The organism is Ruegeria sp. HKCCD7255 (genome assembly GCF_013031565.1).
Classification (GTDB): Bacteria; Pseudomonadota; Alphaproteobacteria; order Rhodobacterales; family Rhodobacteraceae; genus Ruegeria.
This window is the reverse complement of sequence record NZ_WQAG01000004.1, coordinates 58,242-79,968: the sequence shown is the minus strand read 5'-3', so window position 1 is coordinate 79,968 and position 21,727 is coordinate 58,242. Positions and strand designations below refer to the sequence as shown.

Genomic DNA, 21,727 nt, shown 5'->3' with positions numbered 1-21,727 from the left:
GCGCGCGCAGCGCGGCTGGGGCAGAGCCCCTGGCCGGATCAATCATCTGGGCGGGACAGGCTGAACAAATCGGTGACCACCGAATAATCACGGTATCCTAGCCGCGCCAGCGGTTTGAATGAGGTCACGTCGAACTTGCCCTCTTTGATATGATCGTCTTGCATGTGAACACCTGTCACCTCGCCGAACACCACCCGGTTGGCTTCGCCGGGTAGCGTCACGATTTGCGTCAGTTTACATTCAAGTGCCGCTGGCGCATCAGCGACCCGCGCGCAGTTGATGGTTTCGCATTCGGCGGTTGCTATCCCGGCGTGTTCGAACTCGTCTACATGCTTGTCCAGCCCGGCCGAACTTGCATTCATCGCAACCCGATGCGCATAGGCCACGATGTTGACGCAGAAAACTCCGGTGGCTTCGATATTGGAAACGCTGTCCTTTCCGTTCTCTTGATCATGCTTGCCGCTGGTGGTGGCGAACATCACCTGCGGCGGGGTATAGGCGACGCCGTTGAAGAAAGAATACGGCGCCAGGTTGTTGATCCCATTCGCATCCCGTGTCGAAATCCAGCCGATGGGCCGCGGCGTGATGATGGCGTTGAACGGATTGTGCGGCAGGCCGTGGCCGTCTTCGGGGCGATAGAACATGGTGTCTCCTAGCGTTTGCCCAAGGCGTACCGAAGTGCTAGGGCGATTGCCAGCAAGGAAAAGAGGGCCAGCGTGCAGCAGTTCGAAATCAGGCCGGAAGAGCCGGAGGATTGGTGGGAGGTCGAGGCGCTTTATGACCTGTGTTTTGCACCGGGGCGCGAGGCGCTTTCTTCCTATCGTCTGCGCGATGATGTGCCGCCTGTGTCCGGGCTGTCACTGGTGGCGCGGGACGGGCAGGGCATTTTGGCGGGTGCGATCCGCTTTTGGCCGGTTCATGTGCATGACAAGGATGCTTTGCTGTTGGGGCCGGTGGCCGTTCACCCGACCCATCAGGGCGAGGGCTTGGGCGGTTATCTGATCCATCACGGGTTGGAGGCCGGTCGCGGGCAAGGCTGGCAGCGCGTCATGCTTGTGGGTGATGCGCCCTATTACCAGCGGTTCGGCTTTTCGAAACTGCGCGGGGTAGAGATGCCGCCGCCGACCAACCCGGACCGCGTTTTGGGGGCCGAGCTTGTGCCGGGCGGGTGGACCGGATTGCGCGGCGCGGTCACCCGCTGGACCCGCTGACCTATTGAAATCCTTGATCACAATCCCGACATCTTCTGTACAGGAGGGTCCGGATGCAAAACGTGGTGCTGGTGCACGAGATCGATGCCGAGGCTGAATTGGATCGGTTGGCGGCGTGCTATCAATCTGCCGGTGGGGCAGGTGTCAAACTACTGAATAGGCTGGGCGGCTCCGCTGAATCTCTGTTGTCGCAATTGCCCGAACCGGTTCAGGCGGGCCTGAATGGGGCAACCGAATCTGCGCTTTGGATTGCGATGCATGCAGCCGAAAGCTCGCGCCGGGCGGTACCGGATCAGACGCCTTGGGTCAATACTGCCGTCACGACGGCCATGGGCGCCGCTGGTGGGTTTGGCGGGGTTTCGACCTCGTTGATGGAGCTTCCTGCAACCACGGCAATGCTGTTGCGCTCGATCCAGGGCGCGGCGGCGCGTGAAGGATTTGATCCCTCAGAACAGGGGGTGAAATTTGACTGTATCCGAGTTCTGTCGGCAGCGGGGCCTTTGGCACATGATGACGGTGCCGATGCGGGATTCTTTTCTGCACGCCTGACTTTGAGTGGCCCGACCATGCAGCGGTTGATCGCGGCGGTTGCACCTAAACTATCCGTGGTGCTGGGTCAGAAACTGGCTGCGCAATCAGTGCCTGTACTGGGCGCTTTGGCGGGTGGTGGTACGAACTATGTCTACACACGCTATTATCAGCAGGTAGCCCGCGTGCATTTCGGCCTGCGTAGGCTGGCTGTCGATGCCGATATCCCGCACGAGGAATTGGTATCCCGGCTTTCGAACCGGATGCTGCGCTAAACTTGTCATACGCCGCAAACGATCGAAACCTTGTCGTCTGGCGCCCAGAACGCTTAAGTCCGTGGCGTTAGCCCAGCTTTTGGCTCAGCGCTTCACTTTTACGCGGGTTTCGTCTGCAAGACAGCAATTTACCACAGGAATGACTTGATCTTAACGGTTTGCTCGGTATCTATTCGTCATCCTGCTAATCTGGACGGACCATGATACAATACGCCTTGAAATGTTCTGAAGGTCACAGCTTTGACAGCTGGTTTCAATCGGCGGAAGCCTATGACAAGCTGGCTTCGTCGGGGATGATTGCCTGCAGTGTCTGCGGATCTTCTCATGTGGAAAAGGCGGTCATGACCCCGCGGGTCCGCCCGGCGCGGCGCGCAAGCTCGGCCAATGCAAAAGGCAAATCGGCCCCTGAGCAGGTTCAGATGACTTCGGCGACACCAGATGTCGAAGAAGTCCTGTCGGAGCTGCGCCGCAAAGTCGAAGAAAACTCGGACTATGTTGGCAAGGACTTCGCGAGCGAAGCGCGCAAAATCCATCTGGGTGACGCCCCGGATCGCGCAATCTATGGTGAGGCGAAACCCGAAGAAGCACGTGCCCTGATCGAAGATGGCGTGCCGGTCGCGCCGTTGCCCTTCGTACCCAGCCGAAAGACCAACTAGCCTATGCATATCGTGATTACGGGGGCCAATCGTGGAATTGGCAAAGCTCTGGCGGATTGCTATCGAGACCAAGGGTACAATGTGATTGGAACCGCGCGCGACAAAAGCGGGCAGGTTCGGTTGGATGTCGCTGATCCGGCGCATCATGCGGATATGGCAGTGCAATTGCAGGGACAGCCGGTTGATCTGCTGATCTGCAACGCCGGTGTCTATTTGGACAAGGGGCAAGGTATTGACGGCTATCCGTCCGAGATGTGGGCCGAAAGCTTTGCAACCAACGTGACAGGTGTGTTTCTGACAATTCAGGCTTTGTTGCCGAATCTGCGGGCTGCGCGGGGCAAGATCGCAATCATCTCGTCGCAGATGGCGTCACATACGCGTGCGCCCGGGGGCAGCTATATTTATCGTGCCTCAAAGGCCGCTGCACTCAATCTTGGGCGTAATCTGGCCGCTGATCTGAAATCCGATGGAATTGCTGTCGGGATCTACCACCCCGGCTGGGTTCAGACGGATATGGGTGGGGCCGCTGCCGACATTCATGTGGACCACGCAGTTCAGGGCCTGACCGAACGGTTCTATGCGTTGTCACTGGCCAATACTGGGTGTTTCGAAACCTACGACGGGCAACTACACGCCTACTGAGTGGATAGCGCTGCCTTGGGCAGTTCGTAAACCTCTCCGGGCTCGATGAAGATCACCAAGATGTCGCCGCGTGTTTCATAGCTGAGCCTCGAGGTTGAACTGCTGGAATCGGGAACGCCATTGGTGAAATAGATGTTGCGCACTTCGCCATTGCCCAGACCGACAGCCAGCGTCGCGGTGCCATCGTCGCGACGCCGTAGTTCCGCGTTGCAGCTTTTCAGCGGGTCACCGGCACTTACCGCGCAAGGCACTGTGCCCAAAGAGTTCTGGCCGTCAGTGCCAGATAGGGTCGCGACCTGAGCGGTGGCAGCGGAAGACATAAGTGCAAAAGCGAAAGCAAAGCGGAGCATGAATAACCTCTTGAAACGGGTGTGCCTCTTAGGCTGACATCACGCCTGCACAATGTAAAGCGGCCCCGCGTTGCAGTGCGGGGCCTCTTGCCCTTACGGCCCCCCTCGCATAAGACGCACGGGATTTGAATCCCAAGGCGCGGAGACTTCAGCCCCATGCCCGTACTCGTGATGAAATTTGGTGGCACCTCGGTGGCCAACCTTGACCGAATCCGCCGCGCGGCCAAGCGCGTTGGGGTCGAGGTTGCAAAGGGGTATGACGTGATCGTCATCGTCTCGGCCATGTCGGGCAAGACAAACGAGCTGGTGGGCTGGGTGAACGAAACTTCCCCGCTGTTTGATGCGCGCGAATATGATGCGGTTGTCTCTTCAGGCGAAAACGTGACGGCCGGTCTGATGGCACTGACCTTACAGGAAATGGATGTGCCCGCGCGCAGTTGGCAAGGCTGGCAGGTGCCGCTGCTGACCAATGGCAGCCACTCGGCCGCCCGTATCGAAGAGATTCCCACCGCCAACCTGAACCAGAAGTTTGGTGAAGGGATGCGCGTGGCCGTTGTGGCAGGGTTCCAGGGGATCAGCCCCGAGGGCCGGATTACAACGCTGGGGCGGGGTGGTTCGGACACAACCGCGGTGGCCTTTGCTGCTGCTTTTGAGGCGGAGCGCTGCGACATCTATACCGATGTGGACGGGGTCTATACCACCGACCCGCGCATATGTGAAAAAGCGCGCAAACTGGACAAGATCGCGTTTGAAGAGATGCTTGAACTGGCCTCGCTGGGGGCGAAGGTGCTGCAAACCCGCTCGGTCGAGCTGGCGATGCGCTACAAGGTGCGCCTGCGGGTGCTGTCCAGTTTCGAAGAACAATCCGACAATGCCGGCACGCTGGTCTGCGACGAGGAGGATATTATGGAATCCAATGTAGTGGCCGGTGTGGCCTATTCCCGCGATGAGGCGAAGATGACGGTTGTGTCGGTGGCTGACCGACCCGGCATCGCCTCGATCATCTTTACCGCGCTCAGTGATGAGGGTGTGAATGTGGACATGATCGTACAGAACATCTCGGATGAAGGACGTACGGATATGACCTTTTCGTGCCCAACAGATCAGGTTGCCCGCGCAGAAAAGGCGCTGACGGCGATCAAGGACGCGGGTGAGTTGAACTATGCTGAATTGGTTGCAGACGAAGATGTCTGCAAGGTCTCGGTCGTGGGTATCGGCATGCGTTCGCAATCCGGTGTGGCTGCAAAAATGTTCAAGGTTCTCTCGGATGAGGGGATCAACATCAAGGTCATCACCACCTCTGAAATTAAAATTTCCGTTCTGGTTGACAGGAAATACATGGAACTTGCGGTTCAAGCGCTGCATGATGCGTTTGAATTGGACAAGGCGGCCTGAGCGTTTCAGCCAAGGGTTTCGTCTGACACCGTAAGTTGGTTGGGCAATGGTGGACGGTACCGAAACGGAATCTCGCAAGCTGCTGGGGCGGCTGCGCGAGGAAATGGCAAGCGAGGCCGCCGGTCAGGAACGTCTGGATCGGATCACGCGGTTGATCGCGGACAGCATGAGGGTCGAGGTTTGCTCGATCTATCTGTTCCGCGATGAAGATACGCTTGAGCTTTGCGCAACCCAAGGTCTGTCCTCCGAGGCGGTTCACAAAACGCGCATGCGTTTGGGCGAGGGTCTTGTGGGCCGCGTGGCCAAATCCGGTAAGGTGGTGAACGAGGCTGACGCGCCTTCGGCCAAGGGTTTCCGGTTCATGCCCGAGACGGGTGAGGAACGCTATTCGTCCTTCCTTGGGGTTCCCGTACAGCGCTTGGGTCAGAAGCTTGGCGTTCTGGTCGTGCAGACCCGCGAGGCACGTGAGTTTTCCGCTGACGAGATTTATGCCTTGGAAGTTGTGGCGATGGTGCTGGCCGAAATGGCCGAGCTTGGCGCTTTTGTCGGTGAAGGCGCGGCCCTGTCCCCGTTGCACCAGCAATCGATACAATTGACCGGCGGTCCCGCGCAGGAAGGATCTGCCGAGGGTCATGTCTGGCTGCACGAACCTCGCGTTGTCGTCACCAACCCGATTGCCGAAGATCCAAAGCGCGAACGCGAACGCTTGATCGAAGCGGTAGAAGAGCTGCGTGTGGGCGTCGACAAGATGCTCGAAATCTCGCAGGGGGGTGACAAAGAGCAGCTTCAGGTTTTGGAAGCCTATCGCATGTTTGCCAATTCCAAAGGCTGGATGCGACGCATGGAAGAAGACATCGCCAGCGGGTTAAGCGCCGAGGCTGCGGTTGAGAAAGAACAGACGCAGGCCAGGAGCCGCATGGGGCAGGTCACCGATCCTTATTTGCGGGAACGGCTTGCTGACCTGGATGATCTCAGCAACCGATTACTGCGTATTCTGACCGGGCAGGGCGCGAATAACGGTGCTGACTTGCCGCCCGACCCGATCTTGATCGCGCGCAATATAGGCCCCGGTGATTTGCTGGAATACGGCCGGTCGCTGAAAGGTATCGTGCTCGAGGAGGGCTCGGTCGGAAGCCATGCGACAATCGTTGCCCGCGCATTGGCGATTCCTTTGGTCGTTCACGTTGGTCGGATCACAACCGAAGCGCTGAACGGAGATCATATTCTGGTTGATGGTGATCAGGGTATCGTACATTTGCGGCCCGAAGATACGGTGGTGTCGGCCTTCCGCGACAAGATCGCCATGCAGGCCAAGGCACAAGAACGCTATGCCTCGATCCGCGAAACCAAAACGGTGACGCAGGACAATCAGCGTATCACGCTCACCATGAATGCGGGCCTGTTGGCTGACTTGCCATCCTTGGCCAATTCCGGTGCCGAAGGGGTGGGCCTGTTTCGCACCGAATTGCAGTTTCTGGTGCGTAACCAGATGCCCAAACGGTCCGAACTTGTGGCGCAATACAAGCGTGTTCTGGATGCCGCCGGCGATAAACCTGTGGTCTTTCGCACGCTGGATATCGGCTCGGATAAGGTCCTGCCTTATATGAAGCATATTGACGAACCGAACCCGGCACTGGGTTGGCGAGCCATTCGGGTGGGCCTCGACAAGCGCGGTGTTATGCGGATGCAATTGCAGGCGCTTTTGCGCGCTGCAAACGGGCGTCCGCTGACCATCATGTTTCCGTTTGTGGCTCAGGCGGATGAATTCCGCGAGGCGCGGAGCGAGGTCAACAAAACCGTTGAACGAGAGCAGCGCCTGGGCCATGTGCTTCCCGAAACGCTCAAGGTTGGGGCGATGCTTGAAACGCCTTCGCTGGGATTTGCGCCGCAGAAATTCTTTGATGAGGTCGATTTCATTTCCATCGGTGGCAACGACTTGAAACAGTTCTTTTTCGCGGCAGACCGCGAAAACGAACTGGTGCGCCGCCGCTATGACACGCTGAATGTCAGTTTCCTCAGCTTTATCGAACGCATTGTCGAACGGTGCAGTATCTCTGACACACCTCTCAGCTTCTGCGGAGAAGATGCCGGGCGACCTATCGAAGCGTTGTGCCTGACGGCGATGGGGATGCGCAGCCTGTCGATGCGTCCTGCGTCGATCGGCCCCGTCAAAAGCCTGCTGCTACGGTCAAACCTGCAAGACGTGCGCAAGATCATCGCAGATGCACGCCATCGCGGAGAACAATCGGTTCGACCCGCAGTAATGGAATGGTTGCGGAGCCAGAATTAGGGTTTTCGATAGAAAATTGCCTCGAGATACAGATTTCGCTGCTTGATTTTTGTCATCGGAAAAACTATTCAGACGATGAATGTTAGCGTTAACAGTGTCGCGAAATAATAGCGACGAGACCGCCGGGGTCGCAAGCGGCCATCCCGCGCGAAAAGGGGCCTGATATGGTTTCAAGGGTAATTCCCGTCCAGCCGTTCGATCTGGTGTTGTTCGGTGCAACTGGTGACTTGGCGCAGCGCAAGATCTTGCCAGGGCTTTATCACCGTTTCGAAGTCGAGCAGATGCCTGACGACGCACGCATAATTGCGACCGCACGGTCCTCAATGGATACCGAGCAGTTTCGCGCTCAGATTCTGGCGTCGATGAAAGAATTTGCACCGGGTTTCAAGCAGGACGTGTTGGATCAGTTCTTGCAGCACGTCGAATACATCCCGGTGGATGCCTTGGGCGAGTCCGGCTGGTCGGAGTTGAGCGCGGCATTGCGCCCTGATGTCGTGCGGGCCTTTTACCTTTCGGTTGGCCCGAGCCTGTTTCCCGGCATCGCGCAGCGCCTGTCGGACCACAAGATGGCGTCGCCGGACAGTCGTATCGTCGTTGAAAAGCCCTTTGGTCATGATTTGGCCTCGGCCAAAGCCTTGAATGAAGGTCTGCGCGCCTGCTTTGAAGAGCATCAGATTTATCGGATCGACCATTACCTGGGCAAAGAAACGGTGCAGAACCTGATGGCACTGCGCTTTGCGAACTCTTTGTTCGAGCCGCTCTGGAATTCAACTCATGTCGACCATGTGCAGATCACCGTGGCCGAAACGGTTGGTGTTGACGGTCGCGGGGCCTATTACGATCAGTCCGGCGCGATGCGCGACATGATTCAGAACCACTTGGTCCAGCTTCTGTGCCTGACGGCGATGGAGCCGCCGTCGAAGTTTTCACCCAACGCGGTGCGTGACGAAAAGGTCAAGGTGATCGAGGCGTTAGAGCCGGTTTCGCCCGCTGACATCGCCCGGGGTCAGTACCGTGCGGACAAGGGTGGCGATGGCTATACCGATCACGTGGGTAATGCCGATAGCCGGACGGAAAGTTACATCGCACTCAAGGTGCATCTGGGAAATTGGCGCTGGGCGGGTGTACCGTTCTATCTGCGCACCGGAAAACGCCTGCGGGCGCGGGAATCCGAGATCGCGGTTTTCTTCCGCGACCCGCCGCATACGATCTTTCCCAATGTTGGCCCGCTACGCGGAAACGTCCTGGTGATCCGGCTGCAACCGGATGAAGGCATCACGCTGCGCACCACTATCAAGGATCCGGGGCCGGGTGGGTTCCGCCTGTCTGATGTGTCGCTGGACATGAGCTTTGCCGATGCGCTGGGCGAAGACGCCAGCGCGCCCGACGCCTATGAACGCCTTGTGATGGATGTCATCCGTGGCGACCAGACGTTGTTCATGCGCGGGGATGAGGCCGAGGCGGCTTGGGCCTGGGTGGATCCTATCGTCGAAGGGTGGGAAGACCGCGGCGACCGACCGTCGTTGTATGATCAGGGCAGTTCCGGCCCGGAAGACGCTTTGATGCTGATGCATCGCGATGGCCGCCGTTGGCGCCAGATCGGAGGGTAATCATGGTCAACACAGTTATTTCCGACGTCACCAAACGTATTATCGACCGCAGCGCTGACCTGCGCGGCCCGCATCTGGAACGGATGGAACAGGCCAAATCCAAAGGTCCGGCGCGGGGGCATTTGTCATGCTCGGGGCAGGCGCATGCCTATGCGGGCGCTGGCGAAGACCAGCAATCCATGGCGACTGGCACGGCCGGGAACCTGGGCATCGTCACCGCCTATAACGATATGCTGTCCGCCCATCAGCCATTCGAACGATATCCCGAACTGATCCGCCAAGCGATCCGCGCAGCGGGCGGTACGGCTCAGGTGGCAGGCGGTGTTCCGGCCATGTGTGACGGGGTCACGCAGGGCGAAGCGGGGATGGAACTGTCGCTGTTTTCCCGTGATGTGATCGCGCTGGCGACCGGTGTGGCGCTGAGCCACAACACCTATGACGCGGCCGTATTCCTGGGCGTCTGTGACAAGATCGTGCCCGGCCTGATCATCGGGGCGCAGGCTTTCGGCCATTTGCCTGCAGTCTTCCTGCCAGCTGGTCCCATGACCAGCGGCCTGCCAAATGACGAAAAGGCCAAAGTACGTCAGCAATTTGCCGCCGGAGAAGTAGGGCGTGATGCGCTGATGAAGGCCGAATTGGCCGCCTATCACGGCCCCGGCACCTGCACCTTTTATGGCACCGCCAACACCAACCAGATGTTGATGGAGTTCATGGGCCTGCATCTGCCCGGGTCCAGCTTTATCAACCCGAACACTCCCCTGCGTGACGCGCTGACCGAAGAAGGCGCCCGTCGCGCCCTGTCGCTCAGCGCGCTGGGCAATCATTATACACCGGTGTGCCAGATCCTGGACGAACGCGCCTTTGTGAACGGCATCGTTGGTCTGATGGCCACGGGTGGTTCGACCAACCTGCTGATTCACCTGATCGCCATGGCACGCGCCGGTGGCATCGTTCTGGATTGGCAGGATTTCTCGGACATCTCCGCCGTGGTGCCTTTGGTCGCGCGGGTTTATCCCAACGGTCTGGCCGATGTGAACCATTTCCACGCAGCAGGCGGCTTGGGCTTTGCAATCGGAACGTTGCTGGACGAAGGCCTGCTGCATCCCGACACGCTGACCGTGGCAGGGCAGGGGCTGCACAACTATACCAAAGAGCCCAAGCTGAAAGACGGCGAGTTGGTCTGGGAAGACGGCGCAGGCCACAGCCTGAACGACAAGATCGTGCGCCCCGCCAATGACCCGTTCCAACCCACCGGCGGTCTGTCACGCCTGACCGGCAATCTGGGCACAGGTGTCATGAAAGTTTCTGCCGTCGCCCCCGAACACCAGATTGTCGAGGCCCCCGTGCGGGTCTTCCATGATCAGGACGAGGTAAAGGCGGCGTTCAAAGCGGGTGAGTTTACCGATGACGTCATCGTGGTGGTTCGTTTTCAGGGCCCAAAGGCCAATGGGATGCCCGAATTGCACTCGCTGACACCCTTGCTTTCGATCCTGCAAGGGCGCGGTCAAAAAGTGGCGCTGGTCACGGATGGCCGTATGTCGGGGGCATCTGGCAAGGTGCCTGCTGCCATTCATGTCTGCCCCGAGGCGCTGGACGGTGGCGCAATCGCCTATCTGCAAGATGGTGATCTTTTGCGCGTCGATGCCGTAAAAGGAGAATTGGAAATCCTCACCCCAGGCGTTCTGGACCGTAACCCAGCAACCGCAGACCTGACCAAAAACCAACACGGTGTTGGCCGCGACCTGTTTGGCGCGTTCCGCCAGAATGTCGGTTCTGCTGACACCGGCGCCAGTATTTTCGGAGTTTAAACCCATGTCCAAAACCCAACGTACCCGCGAAATCTGCTCGCTGGCCCCGATCGTACCTGTTTTGGTGGTCGAAGACGCTGCCCAGGCACGTCCCTTGGCCGAAGCCTTGGTCGCAGGCGGGCTGCCCGCGCTCGAGGTGACCTTGCGTACCCCCGCTGCGCTGGACGCCATCCGCGCTATGGCCGACGTCCCGGGCGGGGTCGTCGGCGCAGGCACGCTGGTCACACCCGAAGATGTACGCGCCGCCAAAGAGGCCGGTGCTCAATTCGGTGTCTCACCTGGTGCGACGGACGTGCTGATCGCAGCCTGCGAGGCCGAAGGCTTGCCCCTCCTACCGGGCGCTGGCACCGCCAGCGAAGCGATGGCCCTTTTGGAAAAGGGCTATGACATGTTGAAGTTCTTCCCTGCCGAAGCCTCTGGCGGTGCGCCTGCCTTGAAGGCAATCGGCGCACCGCTGCCGCAGATCACCTTCTGCCCCACCGGTGGCGTGTCGCCGTCAAACGCAAAAGACTACCTATCTTTGTCTAACGTGATCTGCGCCGGCGGCAGTTGGGTCGCCCCCAAACAGATGGTACAGGACGGCGACTGGTCGGGGATCGAATCCCTTGCACGCGACGCTTCCAAGCTGATGGATTGACGCCACAGGGCAAGACGCTAGGGTAGGCCCGATTCAAACAGGTTACCCTCATGACAAACCAGCTCTCCCTCGCGCAGGGGCGCGAGTATCTGGCCATTCCCGGCCCTTCGGTGATGCCTGACGCGGTGTTGCAAGCCATGCACCGCCCGTCGCCCAATATCTATGATGGCGCGCTGATCGAGATGATGCCGGCGCTGACCCGGGATCTGTGCCGGGTGGCTCGTACCGACCATAACGTCGCCATCTACATCTCAAACGGCCACGGCACGTGGGAAGCTGCCCTGTCCAACGTGATCGCTCCGGGCGAAACGGTGCTGGCACCGGCCTCGGGTCGGTTCACCCATGGCTGGGCCGAAATGGCCGAAGGGCTTGGCGCCAAGGCGGAGCTGATCGATTTTGGTGCCTCCTCTGCTTGGGATCTGGATCGCATTGCCGAGACGCTACACGCCGACACGGCACATGAAATCAAGGCTGTGCTTGCGGTCCACGTCGATACATCCACTTCGATCCGCAACGACATCCCTGCCTTGCGCGCTCTGCTGGATGATCTGAATCACCCGGCGTTGCTGATGGCTGATTGCATCGCCTCGATGGGCTGTGACCGCTTCGAAATGGACGCCTGGGGCGTGGATATCGCCGTCACCGCCTGCCAAAAGGGGCTGATGACCCCGGCGGGCACCGGTTTTGTGTTTTTCAATGACAAAGCTCAGGCCAAACGCGCCGCAATGCCAAGGGTCTCGCGATACTGGGATTGGGAGCCCCGCGCCAACCCCGAATTGTTCTACCAGTACTTCAACGGCACCGCGCCCACCCATCACCTCTACGGCCTGCGCGCTGCACTGGACCTGATCCATGCCGAAGGGATTGAGACGGTCTGGACTCGCCACCAACGTTTGGCCCAAGCCATCTGGGCTGCGTGTGAGGTTTGGGCCCAAGGCGGGGCTTTTCACCTTAATGTCACCGATCCCGCTTATCGCAGTCATGCGGTCACCGCGCTGCGCCTGACCGAGGGTCGCGGTACCCCGCTGCGTAACTACACCGAAAACCAACTTGGCTTGACGCTGGGTATCGGGTTGGGGATGGAAGATTGGGACGGTTGTTTCCGCCTCGGCCATATGGGGCATGTGAATGCGCAGATGATCATGGCTCTGTTGGGCAGCGTCGAAACCGCCATGGCTGCGCTGGATATCCCGCGAGGCTCAGGCGCGCTCGAGGCCGCCGCCGCCACATTGGCCGCCTGACGCCACGCCACCTCTTCTTCTGTTCGAAAATACCTTCGGGGGGAATCGCGCGGTGGCGCGATGGGGGGCAGACAGCCCCCCTCTACCGTCCTTGGGCCTTGGCCAATGCCTTGGGCAAAGCCGCCTCAAACGCCGCCATTTCCTCTGCGCCGCCACAGCTCACCCGGATGCATCGGTTTTGCGGGGCCACAAACGGCATCCGCACAAAGATGCCCTGATCGATCAGAGCCTCAAGCACTGCCTTGGCAAACACCCCATCCCGCCCGCAATCGATGGCCACAAAATTCGTGGCCGAGGGCAAAGGCGTCAAACCGTTGGCGCGCGCGATCTGTCCGACACGCTCTCGCGCCTCTGAAATCTGCCTCTGAACCTGCGCCAGCCAGCTAGCATCGTGCAACGCGGCCAGCGCGCCCGCTTGCGCGGCCCGGTTCATCCCAAAGTGATTGCGCACTTTGTTGAACGACGAAATCAAACCTGGCGCTCCGATGGCATAGCCCACGCGCGCACCCGCCATGCCATAGACTTTGGAAAAGGTTCGCATCCGGATTACGCGCGGGTCATCTGCGGTCACCGGTGCAGCCGTACCTTCGGGTGCGCATTCCACATAAGCCTCATCCAGAACAAGCAGGCAACTTTCGGGCAATCCGTTCAGCGCCGCCACAACATCCGCCCCGGACCGCCATGTGCCCATCGGATTGTCTGGGTTGGCCAGATAGACCAGCTTGGCGTCCACCTCCGACGCTTTGGCGAACAAGGCCGCCGGGTCTTCATGATCTTCGTTATAAGGAACCTTGTGCAAAACCCCACCAAACCCGGCCACATGATAATTGAAGGTGGGATAAGCCCCGTCCGAGGTCACCACCGCGTCGCCCGGACCCACAAGCAACCGCACGAGATAGCCCAACAGCCCATCAATGCCTTCGCCCACAACGATATTCTCGGGCGCCACACCGTGATGGGTCGCCAAAGCGTGGCGCAGTTCGAAATTTTCTGGATCCCCATACATCCAGATTTCACTGGCCGCCGCCTGCATCGCCGCAATCGCACGGGGAGAAGGACCAAAGACGCTCTCATTTGCACCAATCCGTGCCACAAAAGGCGTGCCGCGTTGCCGCTCCTGGGTTTCGGGGCCCACAAAGGGTACGGTTGCGGGCAGGGATTGTGCAAGCGGGGTATAGCGCGGATCAGTCATGCGGGCAGATAAGCGCAAGGCTGCCGCGCGGGCAAGTGTTGCGCCACAGCGCATTCCCTCGCAGACTGCCCGGAAACAGGGGTTGTGAGGTGTCATGCGGTATCTGCTCGGGTTGGTCTTGATCGGCTTGGTCTATCTTCTGTTCTGGCCAGTTCCCGTTGACCCGGTGGCGTATTCTTTCCCCGAAGATCAGGGCTTTACCGGCGAATTCGCCGAAAACGCAGCGTTGGACAAGGTCAAGCTGATCCAATTGCCCGATGGTGAGATCGGGCCCGAAGACCTGGCTGTATTGCCGGATGGTGCGATCTATACGACCAGCCTGTCGGGAAAGCTTTATCGTATCGACGGCGCGGATCCGGTTGAAGTTGAGGATCTGGGCGGACGGCCCTTGGGGCTGCGCGCAGGGCCCGATGGCGCGCTTTACATCGCTGACAGCTATCGCGGGCTGATGCGCTGGACGGGGCCGGGGACTTTGGAAACCCTTGTGTCCGAGATCGACGGGGCCCCGGTGATCTATGCCAACAATCAGGACGTGGCGCAGGATGGCACGGTTTACTTTTCGAACTCGTCAGACAGGTTCAATCCGCAAACCATGGGTGGAACAAAACCCACGTCTGTTTTGACCATTTGGGAGCAGTCCCCAACCGGATATGTCGCGCGCTATTCTCCTGATGGTGAGGTCGAGAAAATTGCCGAGGGCTTCGTGTATACCAACGGCGTAGCTCTGTCGCCGGACGAAGACTTCCTGCTGATTGCCGAAACGGGCCGGGCCAAGGTGCATAAGCTGTGGCTCAGCGGTCCGAAGGCCGGCACGCGCGAGGTGCTATTGAACAATCTTCCCGGCTATCCCGACAATATCAAAGCCCAAGGCGACGGCACCTATTGGATGGCGTTTGCCAGCCCGCGCGTCCCGTCGGAAGTGTTGATGCCCTATCCGTTCCTGCGCAAAGTGCTCTGGCGTTTGGGCCCCATGGTGCGACCGGGGCCAATCCATCGCGGCATGTTGGTTCAGTTTGATGGTGACGGAACCATTCTGCGCACGTTGCAGGACCCGGAGGGGCAGCTTGGGATCACCACCAGCGGTCAGGTGATCGGGGACCAGCTTTTTGTCATGACGCTCGATTCCCCGTGGTTCGGGCGCATGCCCGTGGCGGATATGCCCTGACGTCGTAGTGGAACTGCCCGGCCCGGGCTGGCATGATCCGCATCAATTGCAGTGGGAGGCCCGAATGGCGCGTGTATCCGTCGAGTACAAAAATCACATCGCTCATGTCACGCTGACTCGCGGTGACAAAATGAACGCGCTTGATGACGCGATGGTCAAGGCCATCCTGTCTGCCGGGCAAGAGGTCGCAGCGTCCGACGCGCGGGCCGTGGTTCTGTCGGGCGAGGGCAAGAGCTTTTGCGCGGGCCTCGACATGGCCAGCTTTGCCGCGTTGGCGCAGACAGATCCAACCGAATGGCTGATGACCCGCAGCCACGACGACGCCAATGAAATGCAAGAGCTTGCCCTGATCTGGCGGCGTGTCCCGGTTCCGGTGATCTGCGCCCTGCAAGGCGTAGCTTATGGTGGCGGCCTTCAGATCGCGTTGGGGGCGGATATCCGCATCGCTCATTCCGATACCAAACTTGCGGTGATGGAGATGAAATGGGGGATCATCCCGGACATGGGCGGCATGGTCTTGCTGCCTCAGCTTGTCCGTTCGGACGTGCTGCGCCTGCTGACCTACACCGCGCGCCCGATCGGCGCTCCGCAGGCTGCAGAGTGGGGGCTTGTGACCAAACTGTCCGATGATCCCGTGACCGAAGCGCTGGCGCTGGCCGAGGATATCGCAGGTCAAAGCCCGTCTGCCATTCGCGCGGCAAAACGCCTGATAGATCTGGCTGAACAGGCCCCGCGGTCCGAAGTGCTGCTGGCCGAGTCTTCGGAACAGGTGGACTTGATCGGCAAGCCCGATCAGATGGAGGTTGTCATGGCGCAGATGCAGGGCAGAAAGCCCGAGTTCAAATGATCACCGCAGAAAGGCCCGGCGCGCGTCGCGCGCCATGTTGTATCGCATCTCGAGGTCTGCGATCTCTGCCATAGCTGCTTTCCGGTCCTGAGCATCAGTCAGAGCCGCATAGGACTTGCGCGCCTCATCCAGTTTCTTCTTGATATCAAACTCTTCGGGCAGCACACCGGCTTGCGCCATTATCCTGTGGCCCGCCGCAATAGCGGGATCGCTTTGCGCCTCGGCAGACCGGTCCGGCAGCGGCGCGCCTTCGCCTTCAAGACCCCGTAACTGGCCCTCGGCTTCGGCCTTTTTGATCTGGCGTTCGACCAGTTTTCCAAGTGCTCCGAACATGTTCAGACCATAGCACTGACAGAGGTCGCACTAAAGGGGTTCACCGCATCCTGTGCGTCACAAGATATGCAATGCCACCAGCCAGCAATCCCCAAACGGCGGCCCCCAGCCCAAAGACAGTGATGCCCGAGGCGGTAATGGCGAGCGTCAGAATGGCCGCCTCTCGCTCGGTTGGAACGTCCAGTGCGGCGTGAATGGCACTGGCCAGCACGCCGATCAGCGCGACACCGGCCAATGTTCCCATCAGCAGCGGGTCGGCATGGGCGGCGAAGCTGGTGATGGCCACGGCAAAGACGCCGAATAGGCAATAGAACACGCCTGCCATGACCGCAGACCAATAACGTTGCGCCGGGTCGGGGTGGCTGTCCTCGTTCGAACACATCGCAGCAGTTATGGCTGCCAGACAAGTGGCAGGCGCCCCGAACGGAGCCGACAGCATGCTGGCAGCACCGACAGAAGAAAACAATCGGCCCGCAACAGGGTTGAACCCAAAGCTGCGCATCACCGCCACACCGGGAATGTTCTGTGTCGCCATCGTGACAATAAAGAGCGGCACGCCTATTCCGATGGCCGAGGCAACCGAAAAGCTGGGCGCAGTCCAGATTGGTGTGGTGATCATTCGGTCGGGCAAAAGCTGCGCGCCGTTTGCGTTCAAAGACACGATGATGGCGGCTGCGACCACGGCGGCGGGTACGGCAAAAAGCCGGTTGAACCGGCCTGCTATGAACCAGGTCAGGATCACCGGCAGCGCTTGCCACGGGATTTCAACCGCTGCTTTGAAGGGCACCAGACAGAGCGGCAAAAGCACCCCCGCCAGCATCGCCTGCGCCAGCGATGTGGGGATTGCGGCTGCCAGTCGCCCCAGCGGTTTCCACAACCCCGCCAGAACGGTCAGCGCACCAGCGCACAGGAAAGCTCCAATCGCTGCCGAATACCCTTGGGCCGGTGCGGCGGACACGGCCAGAAGGGCTGCACCCGGGGTCGACCACGCGACGCTGATGGGCAGTTTGTAGAAAAGGCTAAGGGCAATCGCCGCAAGCCCCATGGCAATCGCCGCGCTCATCAGTCCAGACGCCGCCTGCACGGGCGAGGCGCCCATGGCGCTTAGCCCCTGCAAGACAATCGGGAAAGAGCTGAAGAAACCGACAATGGCCACCACCAACCCAGTTGAAACGGTTTGCATCGGAGGAAGGGGGTGCGCCATCTGAGCCTTTCAGGATTGCTTGGGCTAAGTGCTAGCAAGGGCAGGGTGGCGCGAACAAGGGGGAAAGCTTTGATGGCAAAGAAAAACCTCACCGCTTGCATGGGCGGTGAGGTTGGGATTTTCCGTATTTGGAACGAGAAGAAGATCAGGCAATTTCGGCCAGACGTGCGAGCGCTTCGTTCAGTTTCGCCTCTTCTTCCTCGCGGGCGGCGAGGTTGGCTTTGGCCTCGGCCACCACCTCTTCAGGGGCTGAGGCCACGAATTTGGGGTTGTTCAGGCGACCGCGCAGACCGCCCAGTTCCTTGGCCAGTTTGCCCTTGGCTTTCTCCAGCCGCTCTTTTTCAGCGCCGATGTCGATGATGTCGGCCAGTGGCAGGCCAAAGCTTGCGCCGGGGGCGGCGATCGAGATCGTGCCTTTGGGCAGTTCCTCGGCCTTGGTCAAGCTGTCGATACGTGCCAGGCGTTTGATCAGCGCCTCATTACGGTCCCAGGCGGCCTGGCCGTGAGCGTCGATCTCGGTGACCAGCATCGGCACGTAGAGGCCCGCCGGGACGCGCATCTGCGCACGGGCCGAGCGGGTGTTTTCGATGACCGAGATCACCCAGTTCATCTCACGATCCGCATCGGCATCAACCCGTTCAGCACCATAGGTCGGCCAATCAGCGTGGACGACCATTTTGGCGCGGGTGCCGGTCAGGCCCCAGAGTTCCTCGGTGATGAAGGGCATAATCGGATGCAGCAAGACCATGCACTGATCCAGAACCCAGCGCATGGTGGCGCGGGTCTCAGACTGTGCCTCGGCATCGTCGCCTTGCAGCAGCGGTTTGGACAACTCCACATACCAGTCGCAGACCTTGCCCCAGACAAAGGCGTAAAGCCCATTGGCCGCGTCGTTGAAGCGATAGCTTTCCAGTGCCGCATCGACCTCTTCCCGCACGCGGGCGGTTTCGCCGATGATCCAGCGGTTGACGGCGGCTTTGGGTTTCAAATCGCCCACGTCCAGTTGCGGAACCGCGTCGGTGAAGACCTCGTTCATCTCGGCAAAGCGGACGGCGTTCCACAGTTTGGTGCCAAAGTTGCGGTAGCCGGTGATGCGCTCGCGGCTCAGTTTCAGCACGCCGCCAATCGCCGCCATCGAGGCGTTGGTAAAGCGCAGCGCGTCGGCGCCGAATTCGTCCACGATCTCCAGCGGGTCGATGACGTTGCCGGTGGTTTTGGACATCTTCTTGCCCTTCTCGTCGCGGACGAGCTGATGCAAGTAGACGGTGTGAAACGGGATCTGGTTCACCACGGCCAGTTGCATCATCATCATCCGGGCGACCCAGAAGAACAGGATGTCAAAGCCGGTGACCAGAACATCCGTGGGGAAGTAGCGTTCCAGTTCCTCGGTCTGTTCGGGCCAGCCCAGCGTGCCGATGGGCCAAAGGCCGGAGGAGAACCATGTGTCGAGAACGTCGGGGTCGCGCGCCAGCGTAACCCGCCGAACAGTAATGTGTTCTGCGTTTCCGATGCCGCTAGCGGCTGGGTTAGGTTCTTTGCGCTGGCCTTCTGGTGCTTGGATATGTTCGTAGGTGGAAAATTCCACTCGAACGCTTTCGCCGTAGAAGGCTGCGGCTTTCTGTTGCGCTTCTTCCTTTGTGGGTGCGCAGAAAGGTTGTTTGGTTTCATATGTCAGAGCCCGCATTCCATCGTCTTTGATGGACATTCCCTCGATGACACCCGGCCCATACCAAACCGGGATCTGATGCCCCCACCACAGCTGGCGCGAGATGCACCAGGGCTCGATGTTTTCCAGCCAATGATAATAGGTCTTCTCGCCCGACTCGGGGATGATCTTGACCCGACCGTCCTTGACCGCGTCCAGCGCGGGGCCGACGACCTTTTCGGCATCCACAAACCACTGGTCGGTGAACATCGGCTCGATCACCACTTTCGAGCGGTCGCCGAAGGGCTGCATGATCGGTTTGCTTTCGACAAGCGGCACCAGCGCCGCCGGGTCGTCATCCTCGCCCAGCTTGGTGCCCAGACGCGGATCATCGGTGCGGGTCATTACGGCCAGGCCGTCAGCCGTGATCTCTTCGACCACCTTTGCCCGCGCCTCGAACCGGTCGAGGCCGCGCAAGTGGTCGGGCACGAGGTTGATCGCGTCGATCTCGTTCTCGGTAAACTCACGGCCCCGGGCATACTCCTGCGCCAACCCTGCGGCTTCGGCATAGGGCGCGCCGTCGGCCCGCATCGCGCCTTTGGTGTCCATCAGGCGGTACATCGGGATACCGCCGCGCTTGGCCACCATGTTGTCGTTGAAGTCATGCGCCCCGGTGATCTTCACCGCGCCCGAGCCAAAATCGGGATCGGGATAGTCATCGGTGATGATCGGGATCTGGCGGCGATGCTCTTTCGGGCCAACCGGAATTTCGCAGAGTTTTCCAATAATTGGCGCATATCTCTCATCCGATGGATGAACCGCGACCGCACCGTCGCCCAGCATTGTTTCAGGCCGCGTGGTGGCAATCGAGATATAGTCGCGCTCTTCCTCAAGCACGATATTCCCGTCTTCGTCTTTCTCGACGTAAGTGTAGGTCTCACCCCCGGCCAATGGGTATTTGAAGTGCCACATATGCCCGGGCGTTTCGATATTTTCGACCTCAAGATCCGAGATCGCGGTTTCGAAATGCGGGTCCCAGTTGACCAGACGTTTGCCGCGATAGATCAGGCCCTTTTCGTACATATCGACAAAGACCTTGATCACCGCATCGTGGAAGTTGGCCGAGTTCTCGTGCCCCGTGCGCGGATCACCCGCCGCACCGGCCATGGTAAACGCGTTGCGCGACCAGTCACAGGAGGAGCCGAGGCGTTTTAGCTGCTCAATGATCGTGCCACCATATTCGCCCTTCCATTCCCAGACTTTTTCCAGGAATTTCTCACGGCCCAACTCGCGTCGACCGGGTTGCTGGGTCAGCATCAGCATCTTTTCCACCTGCATCTGCGTGGCGATGCCTGCGTGATCTTGCCCGGGCTGCCACAGCGTGTCGAAACCACGCATGCGGTGCCAGCGGATCAGTATGTCCTGCAGGGTGTTGTTGAACGCGTGACCCACATGCAGCGCGCCCGTCACGTTGGGGGGCGGGATCATGATGGTGAAGCTTTCGTCGCGCGATTTGTTCGCGCCTGCTTTGAAGGCGCCGGCCTGTTCCCAGGCCTCATAGATGCGGGCCTCGGCCTCGGCCGCGTTGAATGTCTTTTCCATCGCCATGGGGTGCGTCCTGCGTCATCAATCTTGGGTCAGCGCCTGCAATAGCGAATGGAGGCGGGAAGGGAAAGGCCCTGCGCCGCCTGCAGCGTTCAGATACCTGCCTTGCTAGGCGCGTGGCGCAGACGCCGAATAAAGATGGAGCTGTTCGCTGGCCCCTTCAGCCAACGCTTTGGACTGATCCGCGCGGATGCGCGCATGAAGGTCCAGAGCGTCTGGGGTGAAGGGTTCAGCTGGTGCCGGAATGTGGATGAAATTGCTTTTGCGGTCCTCGCCCCGGGCCAGAATAGCATAGTCACGATCCGCAACCTTTTGCTGTGCATTCGGGTTGAGATAGCGGATCGCCAGGCCGATGCGTCGGTCATCCGAGGTATTGGGGCCCGAGCCGTGGATCGTCAGCCCGTGATGCAACGACATCTGTCCAGGCTGCAACTCGATATGGGTCTTGTCGTCTTCGGCGACGTCGACGGCCACTTCCTGCCCGCGCGACAAAAGGTTGGTGTCCGAGAAGGTATCGTTATGCGGCAGGATCGGGTTTTTGTGGCTGCCCGCCACGAAATCCATGCACCCGCTCTCGACCGTTGCGGGCGACAGCGCAACCCAGGCGGTGACTTGATCGGGGGTTTCGCCCATCCCCCAATAAGTTAGGTCCTGGTGCATGCCTACAATCTGCTTGGTCTTGGGTTCCTTGATGAAAAACTCAGCCGACCATAGCAAAAGATCTGGCCCCAAAATCCCTTCGACGACATCCAAAATACGCGGGTCCAGCGCGATATGGGCGGCCAGCGGTATCACCACATGCGCGTTAACGCGTTTATACATGTTCAACGGCAGGGGCAGGTCCGCTGTGCGCCAGTCGGCCTCGAGCGTTTCCAACTCAGTCCGGAACTGGGCAGCTTCATCAGTGTCAAACACAGTGATCGGGAAAGCATATCCGTCTTGCCAGTAAGACTCGACCGTCTGTGCATCAAGACGCCCATTCGACAAGGAAACAGATGTGGGCATGTGAACCTCCGCAGGCTAGGGTATTGAGGAGCGTAGAACCGGCGCAAGCCATCGCGCTACGCGCATTCGAGACATCAATGTCGTATTC

General features: G+C 59.7%; 19 protein-coding genes. 12 read left to right on the top strand and 7 right to left on the bottom strand.

The window, feature by feature from the left end:
- Positions 1–38: 38 nt before the first annotated feature.
- On the bottom strand, positions 39–644 hold the full coding sequence (locus GOX45_RS09695; RefSeq protein WP_171100318.1) for a flavin reductase family protein: 606 nt from the start codon (positions 642–644) through the stop codon (positions 39–41).
- Positions 645–716: 72 nt separating this feature from the next.
- On the opposite strand from GOX45_RS09695, the gene GOX45_RS09690 reads away from it, so the two are divergent.
- The 4 genes from GOX45_RS09690 to GOX45_RS09675 all read left to right on the top strand — a co-directional run bounded on the left by GOX45_RS09690 (position 717) and on the right by GOX45_RS09675 (position 3,312).
- Positions 717–1,211 carry a GNAT family N-acetyltransferase gene (locus GOX45_RS09690; RefSeq protein WP_171100316.1) on the top strand — a complete coding sequence of 165 codons (495 nt, stop codon included), beginning with the start codon at positions 717–719 and terminating at the stop codon, positions 1,209–1,211.
- A 53-nt stretch (positions 1,212–1,264) separates the two neighbouring features.
- The gene (locus tag GOX45_RS09685) at positions 1,265–2,014 is read left to right on the top strand and encodes an EcsC family protein (RefSeq protein WP_171100314.1); all 750 of its coding nucleotides are present in this window, start codon (positions 1,265–1,267) and stop codon (positions 2,012–2,014) included.
- A 200-nt stretch (positions 2,015–2,214) separates the two neighbouring features.
- A complete protein-coding gene (locus GOX45_RS09680) occupies positions 2,215–2,670 on the top strand; it encodes a DUF1178 family protein (RefSeq protein WP_171100312.1) in 456 nt (151 codons plus the stop codon).
- Between the two features lie 3 nt (positions 2,671–2,673).
- The gene (locus tag GOX45_RS09675) at positions 2,674–3,312 is read left to right on the top strand and encodes an SDR family NAD(P)-dependent oxidoreductase (RefSeq protein WP_171100310.1); all 639 of its coding nucleotides are present in this window, start codon (positions 2,674–2,676) and stop codon (positions 3,310–3,312) included.
- Here the strand turns inward: GOX45_RS09675 and GOX45_RS09670 are convergent.
- Positions 3,306–3,662, bottom strand: a complete 357-nt coding sequence (locus tag GOX45_RS09670; RefSeq protein ID WP_171100308.1) for a hypothetical protein — start codon at positions 3,660–3,662, stop codon at positions 3,306–3,308. The two genes, GOX45_RS09675 and GOX45_RS09670, sit on opposite strands and share 7 nt — an antisense overlap.
- Positions 3,663–3,818: 156 nt before the next feature.
- On the opposite strand from GOX45_RS09670, the gene GOX45_RS09665 reads away from it, so the two are divergent.
- The 6 genes from GOX45_RS09665 to GOX45_RS09640 all read left to right on the top strand — a co-directional run bounded on the left by GOX45_RS09665 (position 3,819) and on the right by GOX45_RS09640 (position 12,643).
- Positions 3,819–5,057 carry an aspartate kinase gene (locus GOX45_RS09665; protein ID WP_171100306.1) on the top strand — a complete coding sequence of 413 codons (1,239 nt, stop codon included), beginning with the start codon at positions 3,819–3,821 and terminating at the stop codon, positions 5,055–5,057.
- 46 nt (positions 5,058–5,103) lie between these two features.
- Positions 5,104–7,347 carry a phosphoenolpyruvate--protein phosphotransferase gene (gene ptsP, locus GOX45_RS09660; protein ID WP_171100304.1) on the top strand — a complete coding sequence of 748 codons (2,244 nt, stop codon included), beginning with the start codon at positions 5,104–5,106 and terminating at the stop codon, positions 7,345–7,347.
- A gap of 164 nt (positions 7,348–7,511) precedes the next feature.
- Positions 7,512–8,957, top strand: coding sequence for a glucose-6-phosphate dehydrogenase (gene zwf, locus GOX45_RS09655; protein WP_171100302.1), 1,446 nt, complete (start codon positions 7,512–7,514; stop codon positions 8,955–8,957).
- 2 nt (positions 8,958–8,959) lie between these two features.
- Positions 8,960–10,765, top strand: a complete 1,806-nt coding sequence (gene edd / locus GOX45_RS09650; RefSeq protein ID WP_217350356.1) for a phosphogluconate dehydratase — start codon at positions 8,960–8,962, stop codon at positions 10,763–10,765.
- 4 nt (positions 10,766–10,769) lie between these two features.
- On the top strand, positions 10,770–11,402 hold the full coding sequence (locus GOX45_RS09645; RefSeq protein WP_171100300.1) for a bifunctional 4-hydroxy-2-oxoglutarate aldolase/2-dehydro-3-deoxy-phosphogluconate aldolase: 633 nt from the start codon (positions 10,770–10,772) through the stop codon (positions 11,400–11,402).
- A 50-nt stretch (positions 11,403–11,452) separates the two neighbouring features.
- Positions 11,453–12,643: an alanine--glyoxylate aminotransferase family protein gene (locus tag GOX45_RS09640; RefSeq protein ID WP_171100298.1), complete on the top strand. Its 1,191-nt coding sequence runs from the start codon at positions 11,453–11,455 to the stop codon at positions 12,641–12,643.
- A gap of 82 nt (positions 12,644–12,725) precedes the next feature.
- Here the strand turns inward: GOX45_RS09640 and GOX45_RS09635 are convergent, their stop codons facing one another.
- The gene (locus GOX45_RS09635) at positions 12,726–13,835 is read right to left on the bottom strand and encodes a pyridoxal phosphate-dependent aminotransferase (protein WP_171100296.1); all 1,110 of its coding nucleotides are present in this window, start codon (positions 13,833–13,835) and stop codon (positions 12,726–12,728) included.
- A 94-nt stretch (positions 13,836–13,929) separates the two neighbouring features.
- Here GOX45_RS09635 and GOX45_RS09630 point away from each other — a divergent pair, with 94 nt between their 5' ends.
- Positions 13,930–15,000, top strand: a complete 1,071-nt coding sequence (locus GOX45_RS09630) for an SMP-30/gluconolactonase/LRE family protein (protein ID WP_171100294.1) — start codon at positions 13,930–13,932, stop codon at positions 14,998–15,000.
- A gap of 64 nt (positions 15,001–15,064) precedes the next feature.
- Positions 15,065–15,847, top strand: coding sequence for a crotonase/enoyl-CoA hydratase family protein (locus tag GOX45_RS09625; RefSeq protein ID WP_171100292.1), 783 nt, complete (start codon positions 15,065–15,067; stop codon positions 15,845–15,847).
- Here GOX45_RS09625 and GOX45_RS09620 read toward each other — a convergent pair whose 3' ends face one another.
- From GOX45_RS09620 to GOX45_RS09605, 4 genes are all read right to left on the bottom strand, one after another.
- Positions 15,848–16,180: a DUF1992 domain-containing protein gene (locus tag GOX45_RS09620; RefSeq protein WP_171100290.1), complete on the bottom strand. Its 333-nt coding sequence runs from the start codon at positions 16,178–16,180 to the stop codon at positions 15,848–15,850.
- Between the two features lie 40 nt (positions 16,181–16,220).
- Positions 16,221–17,384 (bottom strand): benzoate/H(+) symporter BenE family transporter, encoded by a 1,164-nt coding sequence (locus GOX45_RS09615; protein WP_254445983.1) that lies wholly within the window; start codon positions 17,382–17,384, stop codon positions 16,221–16,223.
- 145 nt (positions 17,385–17,529) lie between these two features.
- Positions 17,530–20,637 (bottom strand): valine--tRNA ligase, encoded by a 3,108-nt coding sequence (locus GOX45_RS09610; protein ID WP_171100288.1) that lies wholly within the window; start codon positions 20,635–20,637, stop codon positions 17,530–17,532.
- 105 nt (positions 20,638–20,742) lie between these two features.
- On the bottom strand, positions 20,743–21,639 hold the full coding sequence (locus GOX45_RS09605; RefSeq protein ID WP_171100286.1) for a phytanoyl-CoA dioxygenase family protein: 897 nt from the start codon (positions 21,637–21,639) through the stop codon (positions 20,743–20,745).
- Positions 21,640–21,727 lie beyond the last annotated feature (88 nt).